Origin of the sequence: Enterobacter cloacae complex sp. P27C (assembly GCF_014895705.1) — a bacterium.
GTDB lineage: Bacteria > Pseudomonadota > Gammaproteobacteria > Enterobacterales > Enterobacteriaceae > Enterobacter > Enterobacter bugandensis.
In genome coordinates, this window is the sequence record NZ_JADBQB010000008.1 from 23,944 (window position 1) to 42,413 (window position 18,470).

The 18,470-nt window shown below is 56.1% G+C and carries 15 protein-coding genes and 1 pseudogene; 7 read left to right on the forward strand and 9 right to left on the reverse strand.

Annotated features, from left to right (window positions below):
• Nucleotides 1–4: 4 nt before the first annotated feature.
• Nucleotides 5–1,624, reverse strand: a complete 1,620-nt coding sequence (locus IM291_RS16825; protein ID WP_192987344.1) for an ABC-F family ATP-binding cassette domain-containing protein — start codon at nucleotides 1,622–1,624, stop codon at nucleotides 5–7.
• 795 nt (nucleotides 1,625–2,419) lie between these two features.
• Between IM291_RS16825 and IM291_RS22055 the strand changes: the two are divergent.
• A pseudogene (locus IM291_RS22055) lies at nucleotides 2,420–2,644 on the forward strand (hypothetical protein); the annotation flags it as partial.
• Nucleotides 2,605–2,982: a hypothetical protein gene (locus IM291_RS16835; RefSeq protein WP_301538619.1), complete on the forward strand. Its 378-nt coding sequence runs from the start codon at nucleotides 2,605–2,607 to the stop codon at nucleotides 2,980–2,982. The pseudogene IM291_RS22055 and the gene IM291_RS16835, both read left to right, overlap by 40 nt.
• Before the next feature lie 93 nt (nucleotides 2,983–3,075).
• Here the strand turns inward: IM291_RS16835 and glyS are convergent, their stop codons facing one another.
• The 3 genes from glyS to IM291_RS16850 all read right to left on the reverse strand — a co-directional run bounded on the left by glyS (nucleotide 3,076) and on the right by IM291_RS16850 (nucleotide 6,532).
• Nucleotides 3,076–5,145, reverse strand: a complete 2,070-nt coding sequence (gene glyS, locus IM291_RS16840; protein WP_028015075.1) for a glycine--tRNA ligase subunit beta — start codon at nucleotides 5,143–5,145, stop codon at nucleotides 3,076–3,078.
• A 9-nt stretch (nucleotides 5,146–5,154) separates the two neighbouring features.
• Entirely contained in the window at nucleotides 5,155–6,066 is a 912-nt protein-coding gene (gene glyQ, locus IM291_RS16845; protein ID WP_003860141.1) for a glycine--tRNA ligase subunit alpha, read from the reverse strand.
• Nucleotides 6,067–6,226: 160 nt separating this feature from the next.
• On the reverse strand, nucleotides 6,227–6,532 hold the full coding sequence (locus tag IM291_RS16850) for a YsaB family lipoprotein (RefSeq protein ID WP_192987345.1): 306 nt from the start codon (nucleotides 6,530–6,532) through the stop codon (nucleotides 6,227–6,229).
• A gap of 182 nt (nucleotides 6,533–6,714) precedes the next feature.
• On the opposite strand from IM291_RS16850, the gene IM291_RS16855 reads away from it, so the two are divergent.
• Nucleotides 6,715–7,710 (forward strand): acyltransferase, encoded by a 996-nt coding sequence (locus IM291_RS16855; RefSeq protein ID WP_126300638.1) that lies wholly within the window; start codon nucleotides 6,715–6,717, stop codon nucleotides 7,708–7,710.
• Here the strand turns inward: IM291_RS16855 and IM291_RS16860 are convergent.
• From IM291_RS16860 to xylA, 4 genes are all read right to left on the reverse strand, one after another.
• Nucleotides 7,703–8,623: a GlxA family transcriptional regulator gene (locus tag IM291_RS16860; RefSeq protein WP_192987347.1), complete on the reverse strand. Its 921-nt coding sequence runs from the start codon at nucleotides 8,621–8,623 to the stop codon at nucleotides 7,703–7,705. The genes IM291_RS16855 and IM291_RS16860 overlap by 8 nt on opposite strands.
• Complete coding sequence (locus tag IM291_RS16865) at nucleotides 8,623–9,162, reverse strand: isochorismatase family protein (protein ID WP_028015071.1); 540 nt, start codon at nucleotides 9,160–9,162, stop codon at nucleotides 8,623–8,625. Before IM291_RS16865 ends, IM291_RS16860 begins: the two co-directional genes overlap by 1 nt.
• Before the next feature lie 102 nt (nucleotides 9,163–9,264).
• Nucleotides 9,265–10,719: a xylulokinase gene (xylB, locus tag IM291_RS16870; RefSeq protein ID WP_192987349.1), complete on the reverse strand. Its 1,455-nt coding sequence runs from the start codon at nucleotides 10,717–10,719 to the stop codon at nucleotides 9,265–9,267.
• A 61-nt stretch (nucleotides 10,720–10,780) separates the two neighbouring features.
• Complete coding sequence (gene xylA, locus IM291_RS16875; RefSeq protein WP_127334651.1) at nucleotides 10,781–12,103, reverse strand: xylose isomerase; 1,323 nt, start codon at nucleotides 12,101–12,103, stop codon at nucleotides 10,781–10,783.
• 371 nt (nucleotides 12,104–12,474) lie between these two features.
• Here xylA and xylF point away from each other — a divergent pair, with 371 nt between their 5' ends.
• From xylF to xylR, 4 genes are all read left to right on the forward strand, one after another.
• Nucleotides 12,475–13,467, forward strand: a complete 993-nt coding sequence (gene xylF / locus IM291_RS16880) for a D-xylose ABC transporter substrate-binding protein (protein WP_041911619.1) — start codon at nucleotides 12,475–12,477, stop codon at nucleotides 13,465–13,467.
• Nucleotides 13,468–13,539: 72 nt separating this feature from the next.
• Nucleotides 13,540–15,081 (forward strand): xylose ABC transporter ATP-binding protein, encoded by a 1,542-nt coding sequence (locus IM291_RS16885; protein ID WP_192971805.1) that lies wholly within the window; start codon nucleotides 13,540–13,542, stop codon nucleotides 15,079–15,081.
• Complete coding sequence (gene xylH, locus IM291_RS16890; protein WP_041911621.1) at nucleotides 15,059–16,240, forward strand: xylose ABC transporter permease XylH; 1,182 nt, start codon at nucleotides 15,059–15,061, stop codon at nucleotides 16,238–16,240. The genes IM291_RS16885 and xylH overlap by 23 nt, the downstream gene beginning before the upstream one ends.
• A 33-nt stretch (nucleotides 16,241–16,273) precedes the next feature.
• Nucleotides 16,274–17,452, forward strand: a complete 1,179-nt coding sequence (gene xylR, locus IM291_RS16895) for a D-xylose utilization transcriptional activator XylR (RefSeq protein WP_192987350.1) — start codon at nucleotides 16,274–16,276, stop codon at nucleotides 17,450–17,452.
• Between the two features lie 38 nt (nucleotides 17,453–17,490).
• Here the strand turns inward: xylR and IM291_RS16900 are convergent, their stop codons facing one another.
• A complete protein-coding gene (locus IM291_RS16900) occupies nucleotides 17,491–18,315 on the reverse strand; it encodes a protein bax (RefSeq protein ID WP_045630274.1) in 825 nt (274 codons plus the stop codon).
• Nucleotides 18,316–18,470 lie beyond the last annotated feature (155 nt).

An 18,470-nucleotide genomic window follows, 5' to 3' on the forward strand; every position in this document is an offset into this window, starting at 1 on the left:
GTGTTTAAAGGCTCTCGAAACGCCAGCCCGTCTCTTCCCACACCATCTCGTGCGTCAACGTTAACCCTTTTAAAAACGCATCATCGTGTGACACCACCAGCAGCGCGCCGGGGAAACCAGCCAGCGCCGCTTCAATAGCCTGCACTGAAGCCAGATCCAGATGGTTGGTCGGTTCATCCAGCAACAGGAGCTGCGTGGCCTCCCCGCGCCAAAGCACGCAGGCCAGCGCAGCCTTCAGACGCTCACCGCCGCTCAGTTCCGCCAGCGGGAGCGAGACTTTGTCGGCCCCCAGCTGAAGCTGGGCTAAACGGGTGCGTAACATACCCTCTTCCAGGGGCGTATTGCCCAGGTTGAGGTGCGTCATGACCGACTGCGACAGATCGAGCCGGGAAAGATGCTGATCGAGATAAGCACAGCTGACCGACACCTTGCAGGTTCCTGAGCGTGGACTAATGTCGCCGAGGATGGCTTTCAACAGCGTCGATTTCCCGCAGCCGTTCGGACCTTTTAGCGCCACGCGCATTGGCCCGTCCATCCGCCAGCTAAGCGGAGGAACAGGCACATGCGGCAGCACCAGATCTTCCAGCACCAGCACCTGTTTACCTTCCGGGATCTGACTCCCCGGCAGGGTAAACATCACCGGGTTATCTTCTTCAACCCGCTCACGCGCCTTGTTTACCGCGGCATTCAGGGCTTCATTTTGCTCGCTGTGCTGTTTTTTCCAGGAGCCAATACGTTCCTTTGCCGCGCCTTTGTATTTGACGCGTTCAAACGACGCGATATTCAGGGTATCGACGGTGCGTAATGTTTTCGCCGAGCGCCGCTGGCTGTCGTCATGCTCTTTTTGCATACGTGCGCGGGTGCGTTTGCGCTCCGTGGCCGCATGTTCCAGCGCCGCACGGGCCGCCTGCTGTTCGGCATCGCGCTGGGTTTGATAATCCGCATAATTCCCGCCGTAGCTGCGCAGCCCGCCGCTGCTTAGCTCAAGAATACGCGGCACCTGCGCCAGCAGCTCACGGTCATGGGAGGCGACGAGCACGCCGCCCTGATAACGGGCAAGCTGGTCGTAGAACCACGCCCGTCCTTGTCGATCCAGATGGTTAGTCGGTTCGTCCAGCAGCAGGAAATCCGCTTCAGCCGTAAATGCCCCGCACAGCAGCGCGCGAATACGCTCGCCGCCGCTGAGCTCACCGGCTGGCTTATCTGGATCAAACGGCGGAAGTTTCGCCCGGGCAAACGCCTCGCCAAGACGTTCAGCTAAATCCCAGAATCCATCAAGCATTTCCAGATCGTCAGGCTGGTAATCGCCGCTGTCGATACGCGCTCGCGCCGCGAAGATGGCCTCGTACCCGAGCAGCTCAGCCAGCGTCGTGTGCGGCAAAATGTCCTGCTGCTGAGCCACATAGACATGTGTTCCGGTACGTTCAATATGCCCACTTGCAGGCTCATCAAGCCCCGCCAGCAGACGCAGCAGACGCGTTTTCCCGCTACCGTTACGGCCAACCAGAGCGCACAGAGACGGCTCCAGAGAAAAACTCAGCGGACCAAAAAGGGTATCGCCCGTCGCAAACTGACAGGTGACCTGATGCAAAATAAAAGAAGGGGACTGCGCAAAATGAGCCATAAGCACTTCTGAATGAAATCAAAATATCCCCTGCCCACGCGGTGGCGTTTAGCAAGGATCGAAATTCATCAGTCGTGTTTGTTCATTTTTGGGGGGCGCTCCAGAGCGAGAAATTTAACGGAGATAAGGATAGCGGTAATGGGTTGACCATTTCAAGGTTAAATTTTGGACGATTTGTACTCCCTCTCCCTTTGGGCTGAGGGATCCCCACCAAATATTGCTTGCACAGACGGCCCCCTCTCCCTTGAGGGAGAGGGCTGGGGTGAGGGGAAGCATACGACTCTGGTGGTCATTCCGTTCACTTTATGTTCCTTGCTACTCTGTAACGACAATACCCGTGAACGTGCCAGGGTGGCTCAGTCGCCACCACCCTGGCTACCCGGGCTCCCGGCGGTAAATCGCCGCTACGCGGTACCTTCGGCTTATTCCTTCCGGCTTATCGGGGACGGGCGGAGGTAACATCCCTGTAAAGCCCGCCCTCTCGGCGCATCCATGCGCCTCGCCCCGGCCTGCAGGAAACGCCTCAGCGATTTACAGCCGGACCATAGCGTCGCTGTAAGACCTCTGCCCGCAGTATGCTTTTCATTGCGGTAATTTTGCGAGTCTCTTTCCAGAAATGGTAATATCCTCAGTGGCATAGCTCAAATCTATTGCCGCCTGTTTTGATGAGCAGTAAGTTCTCTTTGCACCTGCAAAATCAGGTGCCGGGTTTAGCATCCTGGCTTATCTTATCGGCGGCACATTATGTGCAGCATGCTTTGCTACATCTCAATGGTGGGCTGAGCAGGGGCATCGAAAGATGCGCCGGTATCCGATAAGGCCGGTAATGCTAACTCTGTTCAGTCCACCACCAGCGAAGTTAGCATTTCCGGTGGTGGAAGCTTTATCACTTATCGGAGGCTGCCAATATGGCTACTACCCCAACCCAAGCTCATTCTTTATTCACCCTGCCCTTTAACCACGCCACCGACTTCACCGAACTGGCGGATAACTGCGAACGTTTTACCGACGCACTGGTAGATTGCGAAGAACCCGCCCCAAAAATGGCGCTTTACGGCAGACTTTATGCCTGTCTGAATCTTCTGCAACCCACGCTTCTGGAACCTGTTCCGGACGCTTTAAAAGCCAGCCTGACCGTGAAGGAACTCCCGTCACGCGTTCCGGCTTTCGAACCCGAATGCGATCAGCTGGGGCGCTACTGTCAGGAGCTTACGCAGATGCTGATGAACGGCTCACTGCCGCGACAATCTGAAATCGTGATGGAAGATTTGCTGTGCGAGCTGGTCAGCTACTTTGCTGATACGCTGAAGGCACCGCGCTGGCTGCAGACAGACGAAGGCACAATCGCGATCGGCTAAACCTGCCGGATGGCGCTGCGCTTATCCGGTCTACAAAAGACCCATAAAAAAACCCGCCGAAGCGGGTTTTTAGCATGTGTTACAACGGGCACATTACTGCAACAGCGAAATATCCGCCACGCGCAGGAACAGCTCGCGCAGTTTTTCGAGCATGGAGAGACGGTTAATACGCAGTTCTTTATCTTCTACGTTCACCATCACTTTCTCGAAGAAGGCGTCGATCACGTCACGCAGCTCCGCCAGCTCCACCAGCGCTTCCTGGTAACGACCTTCCGCGAAGTACGGTTCGAGCTTGTCGCGCAGCACCACAACCTGCATCGCCAGAGCAATCTCTTCCGGCTCTTTCAGCGTCGCGGCGTTTACGCGCTCGTTCAGCGTCTCGTCGGATTTCGCCAGGATGTTGGATACACGCTTGTTGGCCGCCGCCAGGGCAGATGCCGCTTCCAGCGTACGGAAGTGGGAAACCGCCTTCATACGCGCATCGAAATCAGCCGGACGGGTTGGACGACGCGCCAGCACCGCCTGAATGGTGTCGACAGTGTAACCTTCGTCCTGATACCACGCGCGGAAACGGCCGAGCATAAAGTCGATCACGTCATCCACCACGTTCGCGTTGGTCAGCTTGTCGCCGTACAGACGCACCGCTTCTTCGGTCAGGGTCTGCAGATCAAGGTTCAGGTTCTTCTCAACGATGATGCGCAGCACGCCCAGCGCGGCACGACGCAGCGCAAACGGGTCTTTATCGCCTTTAGGATGCTGGCCAATGCCGAAGATACCCGCCAGGGTGTCCATCTTATCGGCAATCGCTACAGCGCAGGCAACCGGGTTGGACGGCAGATCGTCGCCCGCAAAGCGCGGCTGATACTGCTCGTTCAGAGCTACGGCCACGTCTTCCGCTTCGCCATCGTGACGCGCGTAGTGCATGCCCATTACGCCCTGGGTGTCGGTGAATTCGAACACCATGTTGGTCATCAGGTCGCATTTGGAGAGCAGGCCCGCGCGGGTCGCGTGGTTAACGTCGGCACCGATTTCACGGGCGATCCAGCCGGACAGCTCCGCGATACGGTCGGTTTTGTCGCGCAGCGTACCCAGTTGCTGCTGGAACAGCACGGTCTGCAGGCGCGGCAGGTTATCTTCCAGACGCTTTTTACGGTCGGTATTGAAGAAGAACTCGGCATCCGCCAGACGCGGGCGCACCACTTTCTCGTTACCGGAGATAATCTGGCTCGGATCTTTCGATTCGATGTTCGCCACGAAGATGAAGTTTGGCAGCAGCTTGCCGTCGTTGGCGTAAACCGGGAAGTACTTCTGGTCACCCTTCATGGTGTAAACCAGCGCTTCTGCCGGAACGGCCAGGAATTTCTCTTCGAATTTCGCGGTCAGCACAACCGGCCATTCCACCAGAGAAGTGACCTCTTCCAGCAGGCTGTCGCTCAGGTCGGCATTACCGCCAATCTTACGCGCCGCTTCTTCCGCGTCCGCTTTAATTTTGGCTTTACGCTGTTCGTAGTCGGCAATCACTTTACCGCGTTCCAGCAGGATCTGCGGGTACTGGTCGGCATTGTCGATGGTGAACTCTGGCTCGCCCATAAAGCGGTGGCCGCGGATCACGCGATCGGACGCCACGCCCAGAATGGTCGCCGGGATAACGGTGTCGCCCAGCAGCAGGGTCACGGTGTGTACCGGACGCACGAAGTGTACGTCAGACGCGCCCCAGCGCATCAGCTTAGGAATCGGCAGCTTCGCCAGAGAAGTGGCGATCATGTTTGGCAGCAGCGCTTCCGCGCTTTCGCCTTTCACGTGGGCACGATACAGCAGCCATTCGCCTTTATCCGTGGTCAGACGCTCGGCCTGATCAACGGTGATGCCGCAGCCGCGCGCCCAGCCTTCGGCAGCCTTGCTTGGCTTGCCTTCCGCGTCAAACGCCTGGGCAATCGCCGGGCCACGTTTTTCGACTTCACGATCCGGCTGAGACGCCGCCAGATTTGCCACTTTCAGCGCCAGACGACGCGGCGCGGCAAACCACTCAATTTTACCGTGTGCCAGGCCAGCGTTATCCAGCTCGGCGGTCACGTTCGCAGCAAAAGATTCAGCCAGGCTGCGCAGGGCTTTTGGTGGCAGCTCTTCGGTGCCGATTTCCACCAGGAAAGTTTTCTCAGACATGGCCGCCTCTTATTTGTTTCGGTTGCACATCGGGAAGCCAAGGGCTTCACGGGACGCGTAGTAAGCTTCTGCAACGGCTTTGGTCAGGGTACGAATACGCAGAATGTAGCGCTGACGTTCAGTCACGGAGATGGCTTTGCGGGCGTCCAGCAGGTTGAAGCTGTGGGCGGCCTTCAGAATACGCTCGTAAGCAGGCAGCGGCAGCGGAGTCTCCAGCGCCAGCAGCTGCTGTGCCTCTTTCTCGTACTGCTCGAAGCAGGTGAACAGGAAGTCCACGTCCGCGTATTCGAAGTTATAGGTGGATTGCTCCACTTCGTTCTGATGGAACACGTCGCCGTAGGTGGTTTTACCCAGCGGGCCGTCGCTCCAGACCAGGTCGTAAACGCTGTCTACGCCCTGAATGTACATCGCCAGACGTTCCAGACCGTAGGTGATTTCACCGGTAATCGGCTTACATTCCAGACCACCCACCTGCTGGAAGTAAGTGAACTGGGTCACTTCCATGCCGTTCAGCCACACTTCCCAACCCAGACCCCAGGCACCCAGCGTTGGGTTTTCCCAGTTATCTTCCACGAAACGGATGTCGTGAATGGTTGGATCCATACCCAGCTCTTTCAGCGACCCGAGATACAGTTCCTGAATGTTGTCGGGTGATGGCTTAATCACCACCTGGAACTGATAGTAATGCTGCAGACGGTTCGGGTTTTCACCGTAACGACCATCGGTCGGACGACGAGAAGGCTGCACATACGCGGTCGCCATTGGCTCAGGCCCCAACGCGCGCAGGCTGGTCATCGGGTGTGAAGTGCCGGCGCCGACTTCCATGTCCAAAGGTTGAACAATGGTACAGCCCTGACGAGCCCAGTAATCCTGTAAGGTCAGGATCAGGCCCTGGAAGGTCTTGGTATCAAACTTTTGCATAGTATTTCGTGCTGGATACGTGTGGTTTTAAATGGAAGGGACCAGTATACCCGCTGGCTGCAAGATATACAGTACGAAACGGGGTTGTTTAGGGAAAATTGGGAAATAAGCATTCAAGCCAGGGCGCTGACGGCGTCTGGCTGTTGATTATGCGAGCAGGCTAGCGCATGGAGAGGTGTAAAAACTGGCCGTCCGCATCAAACGAGCAGACAAAGCCCTCTTTACGCGCAGTATAGCCCTTGAGCTCATAGCTACCCTGAAAGCGCTCAAACCCGGTGACGTTGATTTTCTGAACGTCCGAGTTATAGCGGCGTGCGGCCCGGTCCTTGCAGAGTGACTCCATATTCAGTGAACGTTCCGGGCTCATTCTGCCCTGCTGGGCTTTTTGCACAGGTGCTTCCTGTGACGCACTGCATCCTGCCAGCATTAACAGCAGAAAGAGTGACGCCACGCGCTTCATCATCATTTTTATTACCGTCCTGGCCAGCGGCTGTTATTTTTAGTAGCAAAGCTTTTATAGATTAAGGTCTGTCATTCTGCGAATCTCGCCGTCTTACGGCAAGCCTGAGAATAAAAGTCAGAATTTTCCAAACGAAGACATTTGGACACTGGGAGTCACACTCAATTTACAGGGAATACGAGGAACCGATGCCGTCAAAAATTAACTGGATTGATAACCTGCGAGGAATAGCGTGTCTGATGGTGGTCATGATCCACACGACGACCTGGTATGTCACGAATGCCCACAGCATCAGCCCCGTTAACTGGGATATTGCCAATATCCTCAACTCTGCGTCGCGCGTCAGCGTGCCGCTGTTTTTTATGATTTCCGGCTTTCTCTTTTTTGGCGAGCGTAGCGCGCAGCCGAGGCACTTCATCCGCATCGCGGCCTGTCTGGGGTTCTACAGCGCCGTTGCCCTGCTCTATATCACCCTGTTTACCTCCATTAACGCCGGGTTATCCCTCAAATATTTGCTGCAAAAACCGGTTTTCTACCACCTGTGGTTCTTCTTCGCCATCATCGTTATCTATCTGGTCTCTCCGCTCATTCAGGTGAAAAACGTCAGCGGGAAAATGCTTCTGGCCCTGATGGTGGTGATTGGCATTGTCGCCAACCCGAACACGGTCTCACAGAAAATCGACGGTTTCGAATGGTTGCCGGTAAACCTCTATATCAACGGCGACACCTTCTACTACGTGCTTTACGGCATGCTGGGGCGCGCCATCGGGATGATGGACACGCAAAAGCGCGGTCTGAACTGGCTCTGCGGAGCGCTGTTTATCGCCGGCGTGGCGGTGATTTCACGCGGGACGCTACATGAGCTTCAGTGGCGCGGCAATTTTGCCGATACCTGGTATCTGTATTGCGGGCCGATGGTCTTTATCTGTGCCGTATCGCTGCTCACGCTCGTTAAAAACACCCTGAATGCGCGTCCCCTTCCCGTGCTGGGCTTTATCTCGCGGCACTCGCTGGGAATTTACGGTTTTCACGCGCTGGTGATCCACGCCCTGCGAACAAGGGGCGTTGAGCTCAAAAGCTGGCCGGTGCTGGATATCGTCTGGATTTTTGCCGCTACGCTGGTTATCAGCCTGCTGCTGTCGATGCTGCTGCAAAAAATCGACGCGCGCCGCTTCGTCAGCTAACGCTGCGCTGCCGGGCGCGGTGGTACTGGCGCGGGGAGGAAAACCCTGCCGCCAGCGAGGCCTGTTCCACGCCGCGCCCCTGAATCAGCCACTGCTCCGCCACCGCCAGACGCAGCTGCTCCAGATAATCGCGGACGCTAATCCCTAAATGCGTCTGGAAAAGCCGGGTGAGATGGCGCGGGCTGACGTGCGCCAGTGCGGCGATATCAGGCAAGCTCCACGTTTTTTGCGGCTCGGCGGTGAGCGCATCCTGCGCCCGATGGATCGCCGGATGAAGATGATTGCGGTAGCGCAGCCACGGTGAAAGCTGGGGATCGTCACCGGAACGGCGGAACCAGACCACCATCTCGCGCGCCACGGCCAGCGCCTTTTCGGGACCGCACAGGCGGTTAATCATATGCAGCGCCAGATCGATGCCCGACGTGATCCCCGCGCTGGTCCAGATATTCTCGTCCTGTACAAAGATGCGGTTTTCTTTAATCGTCGCCGTGGGAGCCACAGTGCGTAAACGGCTGATAACGTCATGGTGGGTTGTGCACAGTTTGTTATTCAGCAGGCCCGATTTCGCCGCCAGCAGCGCACCAGAACAGACGCACATCACCGTGATATCCCGGCGCTGAATGACCGGCTGCAGGCGCATTAGCCAGTGCTGGATCTGCTGCGCCTGCGGCGATGAGAACTGAACGCGGGAGTCGCTCACCCCCGGCAGGACAAGCAGACTCCCCGGAGGCAGACTTTCCGGCAACGGCTGGATGCCGCCCATCGTCAGGCCTATCGACGTCGGCACGTCCGGTTGCGGCCCAATGTAATGCAGACGAAACGCGTCGCCAGCCAGCACAAAGGTCTCCGCCGGGCCTGACATATCCAGTGCCAGTACCCCGGGTAACATCACGAACCAGACGTCGATGCGCATTACAGTGACTCCAGCGTCTCCGCTACCGTTTTAATTTCGGCAAAACGCCCGGCCAGTACCGTCTCGGTACGATGGCGAATTTCCGCTGCGCTCAGGGTAATGCCCTTGTACATCATGGGAAACGTCAGCGTTGCCTCGCTCACAAACGTCACAGCATAACCCAGATCGGATGCTACCCGAGCGGTGGTTTCACAGCATTGTTCCGTGCGAATGCCGCAGATAATCAGCTGGTTGATATCACGCTCGCGCAGCCAGCGATCAAGCCCGGTATCCGTGAAGGCATTATGGACGTGTTTCTGGAAAACCACATCCGGCTGATGACGCAAAAAGGCCATCGGTTTGACATAGCCGCTTTGCAGCGTGAAGGGGCCGTCTTCATCCACATGAAAAATATCAACGACTGGAATACCGCGCGCCTGGCAGCCTTCAATCAGCCCCAGCATCGCCTGCTGAAAGGCAGGAATGTCCCCCTCCTGCCAGTAAGGGCGATGATGGAAGGACTGCTGAGTATCAATATTGATGAGTGCAATGCGTGACATGATAATCTCCTCGCCAGTGGGTGTGTCACCATACTGGCAAGGAAAGAGAGGCACGCACAGACCAAAAAAGGACATCTTCGTGCCTCTGTCGGACAAGCGAGTTTATGACATCAGCGGCAGCAGCTGCTGATAGATTTTGCGGAACACCTCGCGCCTTTCTGCATAACGGGCATGTCCTGCCGCGTCAGGCACATGCGCCTGTTCAAGCGTAAGCTGCGGCAGCAGTTGCGAAAGCGGTTTTTCCGGGTTCATAGCGATCTGCGCCAGACGCGCGGCGCCGAGCGCGGGGCCAACATCCCCTCCCGTGCGGAAATCCAGCTGCAACCCGCTGATATCCGCCAGCATCTGTCGCCAGTAAGGGCTTCGCGCGCCGCCGCCAATCAGGGTGACGCTCGCCGGTTTCAGGCCGCAGTCGTGCACCACATCCATTCCGTCGGCCAGCGCATACCCCACACCTTCCAGAACCGCACGCGCCAGTTCTGCCGGGCCGTGCTGATGGGTTAGGCCAAAGAATACCCCTTTCGCTTCCGGGTTGTTGTGCGGCGTACGCTCGCCAGAAAGATAGGGTAAAAACCAGACGGTACTCGCCGCGTCATCCGCTTGCTGCGCTGCCGCAATGAGTGCCGGAACGTCCGCCATGCCGGTAAGCTTCGCCGCCCAGTCCAGGCAGGATGCCGCGCTCAGCATCACCGACATCAAATGCCATTTTCCCGGAAGCGCATGACAGAAACTGTGCACAGCGCTTTCGGGATTGCTGCGATAGCCGTCGCTGACGGCAAAATAGACCCCAGAGGTTCCCAGCGACAGCATCGCCTGCCCCGCCTCAACCATCCCGACACCCACGGCACCCGCCGCGTTATCACCGCCCCCGGCCACCACCGGTACGGCAGGCATATTCCAGCGTTCCGCAACGTCTGGCAGCAGCGTACCCGTCACCTCACAGCCTTCGAACAGCGCGGGCATATGTTCCCGGGTCAGATGGCAGGCATCCAGCATCGCCTCGCTCCAGTCGCGCTTCGCCACGTCGAGCCACATGGTGCCCGCGGCATCGGACATGTCGCTGGCGAAATCGCCCGTCATACGAAAGCGCAGATAGTCTTTCGGCAGCAGGACTTTCGCCACCTGACGGAAAATCTCCGGCTCGTGGCGCTGTACCCACAAAAGTTTTGGTGCGGTGAAGCCCGGCATCATCAGGTTGCCCGTAATCTCGCGGGACGTGGGCACACGCGCTTCAAGGATTGCGCACTCTTCCGCACAGCGGCCATCGTTCCAGAGAATAGCCGGGCGCAGAACGCGATGCTGGCTATCCAGCAACGTTGCACCATGCATTTGTCCGGCAATGCCCAGCGCTTTCACGTCGCGCAGGCTGTGCTGCTCGCCTAAGGCTTTTATCGCGCGATCCGTCGCCTGCCACCACTGCTCCGGGTCCTGCTCCGACCACAGCGGATGCGGGCGTGAAACCTGCAGCTTTTCAGTCTGCGTTGCTAACACGTCGCCCTGCTCGCTTAACAGGATGGCTTTCACACCCGATGTGCCAAGATCGATCCCGATATACATTGTGGTGACTCCTTTGACAGAAATGCCCGGTGGCGCTTCCGCTTACCGGGCCTGGATGCTGTTATTTATCGAACAGGTAGTGATTAACCAGGTTTTCCAGCAATTCCTGATGCCCGCTCTGGTGCTGCGGCGCCAGCTGCTGTTGTTCAGCGTACTTCGCGATGTCCGCAAGCGATAACTGACCCTTCAAAATTTGCTGGCCCAGCTCACTGTTCCAGCCGCTGTAGCGCTTCGCCACGCGCTTATCCAGCTCGCCGTCTTCAATCATACGCGCCGCCACTTTCAGCGCCAGCGCCATGGTGTCCATCGCGCCAATGTGGCCGTAGAACAGATCGTATTTGTCGGTGCTCTGGCGACGCACCTTGGCGTCAAAGTTAAGGCCGCCGGTGGTGAAACCGCCCGCTTTGACGATCTCGTACATCACCAGCGCATTCTCTTCCACGCTGTTCGGGAACTGGTCGGTATCCCAGCCCAGCTGCGGATCGCCGCGGTTCGCATCTACCGATCCGAAGATGCCCAGCGCAATCGCAGAGGCAATTTCGTGATGGAATGAGTGGCCCGCCAGGGTAGCGTGGTTAGCCTCAATATTCACTTTGATCTCTTTTTCCAGACCAAACTGCTTCAGGAAGCCATACACGGTGGCGACATCATAGTCGTACTGATGCTTGGTTGGTTCCTGCGGTTTAGGCTCGATCAGCAGCGTGCCGCGGAAGCCGATTTTGTGCTTATGGTCGACAACCATCTGCATAAAACGGCCAATCTGCTCGCGCTCCTGGCGCAGGTCGGTATTGAGCAGGGTTTCATAGCCTTCTCGGCCGCCCCACAGGACATAGTTTTCGCCGCCCAGCTGATGCGTAGCGTTCATTGCCGTCACCACCTGCGTAGCCGCCCAGCTAAACACTTCCGGATCCGGGTTGGTGGCCGCACCCGCACCGTAGCGTGGGTTGGTGAAGCAGTTTGCCGTACCCCAGAGCAGCTTCACGCCGCTTTGCTGCTGTTTTTCTGCCAGCACGTCCACCATCTGCGCAAAATTGTTCAGGTACTCTTTCAGCGACGCCCCTTCCGGCGATACGTCAACATCATGGAAGCAGTAGAACGGCACGTTCAGCTTGTGGAAGAACTCAAACGCCACGTCGGCTTTGCGTTTCGCCAGCTCGATGGCCTCACCCGGCTGTTGCCACGGACGGTCAAAGGAACCCACGCCGAACATATCGGCGCCGTTCCAGCAGAAGGTATGCCAGTAACAGGCGGCAAAGCGCAGATGATCTTCCATGCGCTTACCCAGCACCAGCTCATCCGGATTGTAGTGACGAAATGCTAAAGGATTGGTCGTTTTTGGGCCTTCGTAACGAACGCGATCGAGTTGGTCGAAATAAGCTTGCATATTGAGCTCCATAATCAGGGTATGCGGCGAGTCGTTGATTCAGGAGTAATAGTGAATAGACATTTTGGGTTGCTCAATTACGTTATTTCACACTGCTATTGAGAGAATGCACAACTGTGCGCTGGCTCGCAAAATAATGCGCAGACAAACTATTTTTCGGCGCGCATTCCAGAATCAAATGTAATTAAGGCGTTACGAATTTTAAAATCCGATCGCGGTCATAAATTCAGAAATAAACCAAATATCGTAATGAGAAGATAAAAATCTGTAATTGCCAGCCCGCCTTTCCGCGTTAAAAATTTGCTGCGACCCAGCAGTGAATGTTTCTTTTATCTCAGCAACACATACCCCTACAAAAAGGCCTAATAATTATGAAGATAAAGAACCTGACCCTAACACTCTGCACTACGCTCCTCCTTGTAAGCTTTGCAGGGCATGCCAAGGAGGTCAAAATTGGCATGGCGATTGATGACCTGCGTCTGGAGCGCTGGCAAAAAGATCGCGATATTTTTGTGAAAAAAGCGGAATCACTCGGTGCGAATGTGTTTGTTCAGTCGGCTAACGGCAATGAAGAAACGCAAATGTCGCAGATCGAGAATATGATCAACCGGGGAGTCGATGTTCTGGTCATTATCCCTTATAACGGCCAGGTATTAAGTAACGTGGTGAAAGAAGCGAAGCAGGAAGGCATAAAAGTTCTCGCTTATGACCGCATGATTAATAACGCCGATATTGATTATTATATTTCCTTCGACAATGAAAAGGTGGGCGAATTACAGGCGCAAAGCCTGATCGACAAAGTGCCTCAAGGCAATTATTTCCTGATGGGCGGTTCGCCGGTGGATAACAACGCCAAACTGTTCCGCGAAGGGCAAATGAAGGTCCTTAAGCCGTACATCGACAGCGGCAAAATTAAGGTGGTCGGCGATCAGTGGGCCGACGGATGGTTACCAGAAAATGCCCTGAAGATTATGGAAAATGCGCTGACGGCCAATAACAACAAAATTGATGCTGTCGTGGCCTCCAACGATGCCACAGCAGGCGGGGCTATTCAGGCTCTGAGTGCCCAGGGACTGGCCGGTAAAGTCGCGATTTCTGGTCAGGATGCCGACCTGGCGGGCGTAAAACGCATTATTGCAGGAACTCAGACCATGACGGTCTACAAACCGATTACCGAACTTGCCAATACGGCGGCGGAAATTGCCGTTGAGCTGGGCAACGGTAAGCAACCTAAAGCAGATGCAACGCTCAATAACGGCCTGAAAGACGTTCCGGCTCGCCTGCTCACGCCAATTGAAGTCAATAAAGAGAACATTGACGCCACCGTTATTAAAGACGGTTTCCACAAGAAGAGCGAACTGTAATCCGGCGCTGCCCCTGCTCTGCGGGGGCGCATGACGTTGTACTGTTCTTCCCTCGGGTTATGTGGAGCAGTTATGCCTTATTTACTTGAAATGAAAAGCATCACCAAGCGCTTCGGCGCGGTGAAAGCCGTCGACAACGTCAGTCTCCGGTTGAACCCTGGCGAAGTGGTTTCGCTGTGTGGCGAGAACGGTTCGGGCAAATCAACGCTGATGAAAGTCCTGTGTGGGATCTACCCGCACGGCAGTTACGAAGGCGAAATTGTCTTTGCCGGTGAAGTCATCCAGGCGACGCACATTCGCGACACCGAACGTAAAGGCATCGCCATCATCCACCAGGAGCTGGCGCTGGTGAAACATCTCACCGTGCTGGAGAACATCTTCCTCGGAGCCGAGATTTCCCGCCACGGCGTGCTGGATTACGACACCATGACGCTCCGCTGTGAAAAGCTGCTGGCGCAGGTGAGCCTCAACATTTCACCGGATACCCGCGTGGGCGACCTGGGTCTGGGGCAACAGCAACTGGTCGAAATTGCGAAGGCGCTGAATAAACAGGTCAGGCTGCTGATCCTCGATGAGCCAACGGCGTCGCTCACCGAACAGGAAACTGCGGTTCTGCTCAATATCATCCGCGATCTGCAAAACCACGGCATCGCCTGCATCTACATTTCGCACAAGCTGAACGAGGTAAAAGCCATTTCGGACACCATCTGCGTGATCCGCGACGGGCAACACATCGGCACGCGTGAAGCTGCGGGCATGAGTGAAGATGACATCATCACCATGATGGTGGGCCGCGAGCTGACCGCGCTCTACCCGAATGAGCCCCACAGTCAGGGCGATGAAGTGCTGCGCGTGGAAAACCTGACCGCGTGGCACCCCGTTAACAGCCACATTAAGCGGGTCAATAACGTTTCGTTTTCCCTTCACAGCGGCGAAATTCTTGGGATTGCTGGGCTCGTCGGTGCCGGGCGCACCGAAGCCGTGCAGTGCCTGTTTGGCGTGTGGCCAGGGCGCTGGGAGGGCACGATATATATAGACGGCCAGCCCGTGAGAATCGACAACTGCCAGCAGGCGATTGACCGCGGCATTGCCATGGTGCCGGAAGACCGCAAAAAAGACGGCATCGTACCGGTCATGGCGGTGGGTAAAAACATCACCCTTGCGGCACTCGATCGGTTCTCCGGCGCGCTGAGCAGCCTGGATGATGCCGCCGAGCAGCAGTGCATCCTTCAGTCACTTGCCCGGCTGAAGGTCAAAACCTCCTCGCCGGAACTGGCGATTGGCCGACTGAGCGGTGGTAACCAGCAGAAGGCGATTCTGGCGCGCTGTCTGCTCCTCAATCCACGCATATTAATCCTTGATGAGCCGACGCGCGGGATCGATATCGGTGCCAAATACGAAATCTACAAACTGATTAATCAGCTTGTACAGCAAGGGATTGCCGTCATTGTCATCTCGTCTGAGTTACCCGAAGTGCTCGGCCTGAGCGACCGCGTGCTGGTCATGCACGAGGGGAAACTGAAAGCCAACCTGATTAACCAGAACCTGACGCAGGAGCAGGTGATGGAAGCCGCTTTAAGGAGCGAACGTCATGTCGAAAAGCAATCCGTCTGATATCAAAGTCGCTGTTCCGACGCCCGGCGCGTTCGCGGGGCTAAAAGCGCTGAACCTGCAGGTTTTCGTGATGATCGCGGCGATTATCGTCATCATGCTGTTCTTCACGTGGATGACGGATGGCTCGTACTTAAGCGCGCGTAACGTCTCAAACCTGCTCCGCCAGACCGCCATCACCGGCATCCTGGCCGTGGGCATGGTGTTCGTGATCATCTCTGCGGAAATCGACCTGTCGGTCGGGTCGATGATGGGTCTTCTCGGTGGCGTGGCGGCCATTTTTGACGTCTGGCTCGGCTGGCCGCTGCCGCTGACCGTGGCGGTGACGCTGGTACTGGGGCTGGTTTTAGGGGCCTGGAACGGCTGGTGGGTTGCCTATCGGAAGGTGCCATCGTTTATCGTCACCCTGGCGGGAATGCTGGCCTTCCGCGGGATCTTGATCGGTATCACCAACGGCACGACCGTCTCCCCGACCAGCGCGGCGATGTCGCAAATTGGCCAGAGTTACCTCTCGGACAGCATAGGCTTTACGATCGGCGTGGTGGGACTGCTGGCGTTTGTCGCGTGGCAGTGGCGTGGACGTATGCGCCGTCAGGCGCTGGGTCTTGCGTCGCCAGCGTCAACGTCCGTGGTCGGACGTCAGGCGCTGACGGCGGTCATTGTGCTGGGCGCCATCTGGCTTCTTAACGACTATCGCGGCGTTCCGACGCCGGTACTGCTGCTGGCGCTGTTACTGCTCGGCGGCATGTTTATGGCGACGCGCACCGCGTTTGGACGTCGTATTTATGCCATCGGCGGCAACCTTGAAGCTGCTCGCCTGTCGGGTATTAACGTCGAACGTACCAAGCTGGCGGTTTTCGCCATTAACGGCCTGATGGTCGCTATCGCCGGGTTGATCCTCAGCTCGCGTCTGGGGGCAGGCTCTCCTTCCGCCGGTAACATCGCCGAGCTGGATGCTATCGCTGCCTGCGTCATCGGTGGCACCAGCCTCGCAGGCGGTATCGGTAGCGTGGCGGGCGCGGTCATGGGGGCATTTATCATGGCGTCGTTGGATAACGGGATGAGTATGATGGACGTCCCGACGTTTTGGCAGTATATCGTCAAGGGGGCCATTCTTTTACTGGCAGTCTGGATGGACTCTGCCACCAAGCGACGAGCCTGATAACCGCATTGTGACTTAATTGGGAAGCGAGCCATGTTTGAAAAGCGTCACCGCATTACGTTGTTATTCAATGCCAACAAAGCCTACGACCGTCAGGTGGTAGAAGGCGTGGGTGAATATTTGCAGGCGTCGCAATCCGAATGGGATATTTTTATTGAAGAAGATTTCCGCACCCGTCTGGAGAACATCAAAGACTGGCTGGGTGATGGCGTTATCGCCGACTATGACGATCCCATCATCGAGCAGTTGCTGACCGACGTCGACGTGCCGATTGTGGGCGTCGGCGGCTCGTATCATTCACCCGAACACTATCCGCCGGTCCACTACATCGCCACCGATAATCATGCCCTGGTCGAGGCCGCCTTTCTCCATTTAAAGGATAAAGGCGTCCATCGCTTCGCGTTTTATGGTTTACCCGCCACCAGCGGCAAGCGCTGGGCCGTGGAGCGTGAACATGCGTTTTGCCAGCTGGTCGCACAGGAGAAGTACCGCGGCGTGGTCTATCAGGGGCTGGAAACCGCACCGGAAAACTGGCAGCACGCGCAAAACCGCCTGGCGGACTGGCTGCAAACGCTGCCACCGCAAACCGGTATTATTGCCGTTACGGACGCCCGGGCCCGACACGTGCTGCAGGTCTGCGAACATTTGCATATCCCGGTGCCCGAAAAACTGTGCGTGATTGGCATTGATAACGAAGAACTGACCCGCTACCTGTCCCGCGTGGCGCTCTCCTCCGTAGCACAGGGCACACGTCAGATGGGCTATCAGGCGGCAAAGCTGTTGCACCGTCTGCTGGATAAAGAGGCTCTGCCGCTTCAGCGCCTGCTGGTTCCCCCCGTCCGCGTCGTTGAGCGTCGCTCAACCGATTATCGCTCCCTAAGCGACCCGGCCGTCATTCAGGCCATGCACTATATCCGCAACCACGCCTGCAAAGGGATTAAGGTCGATCAGGTCCTGGACTCGGTGGGCATTTCCCGCTCGAATCTGGAGAAGCGATTCAAAGAAGAAGTGGGCGAAACCATTCATGCCGTCATTCATGCGGAGAAGCTGGAGAAGGCCCGCAGCCTGCTTGTCTCTACGTCACTGTCGATCAACGAAATCTCGCAGATGTGCGGCTATCCGTCGCTGCAGTATTTCTATTCAGTGTTTCGCAAAGAGTATGACACCACGCCGAAAGAGTACCGGGATCGCCACAGCGAGGTGCTGATATAGAAAAGGAAACGCCTTCCAGTGGAAGGCGTTTTTTGAGATTACATATGGGCGGCAATTAAGCGCTGGTTATCCTGGTACATAGCGAACAGATAGTTGTTATAGCTATTTCCCTTCGTCGAATAACCTTTTAGCTTGTGAATCATTGCGCTGGCCGTTACTTCCTGATCCGCTTTACGCAGCTGAGCGCGTGATTTACGGAACGATGAGTAGGCCGGGTGCGTATTAAGATTCACCGCGTAAGCATTCACGGAATCTTTTACTGATTCAAACTGAGAATAGCCCTTCACTTTGCCGGGCGCATTATTACAACGCCCTTTCGCACATTTCATGCCGAACAGGTTGTTGTTATTACGCGCCAGCTTAGACGTTCCCCAGCCGCTTTCGGCTGCTGCCATGGTCGCTACCATGCTGCCTGGGATAATGTCCACACGCTCAAGGAGAGCATTCCACGGTACGCGACGCGTGTTACCGTTCCAGCTCAGTTTGTAGCGCTTCGTGATGTCTTTCAGACGCGCGCGTTCAGACGGCGACCAGCGGCTATCGTACTGTTTTGAAATTAACCAGTTACGATCCGCCGTAATCGCGGCATTTTGACTTGTTATGTAAGGCATTACCGTCCGGAGAAACGCTTTTTTTCTTGGTGTTCCGGAAGGGTATTTTCGCAAATCAGGAAGTGAACTACTCTTTGCACTATTGCGAGAATACTCTTGTTTACTGCTAACCTTACTACTTGTCGTCTTTATTACGTGGGCTTTCTTACTCGTTGTATCCGTGTGCGTCTTCGCAAGCACCCCACCCGAAAATGTCGTGGTGAGTAACATGAGTATCGCGGCCCCATATCGTCGAATGGGAGTCGATATCATTAGGTCTCCTGGTCGGATGTAATCATCCCAACACCTTATTTTTTTCACAAATTTGAGAGCGGAATCTCAAATCATATCAAAAATAGACTTCAAGAGCACGTATAGAAATAGTCCAAATCCGAAACTATGTCACCTGAAACTTGCTCATAAAAACA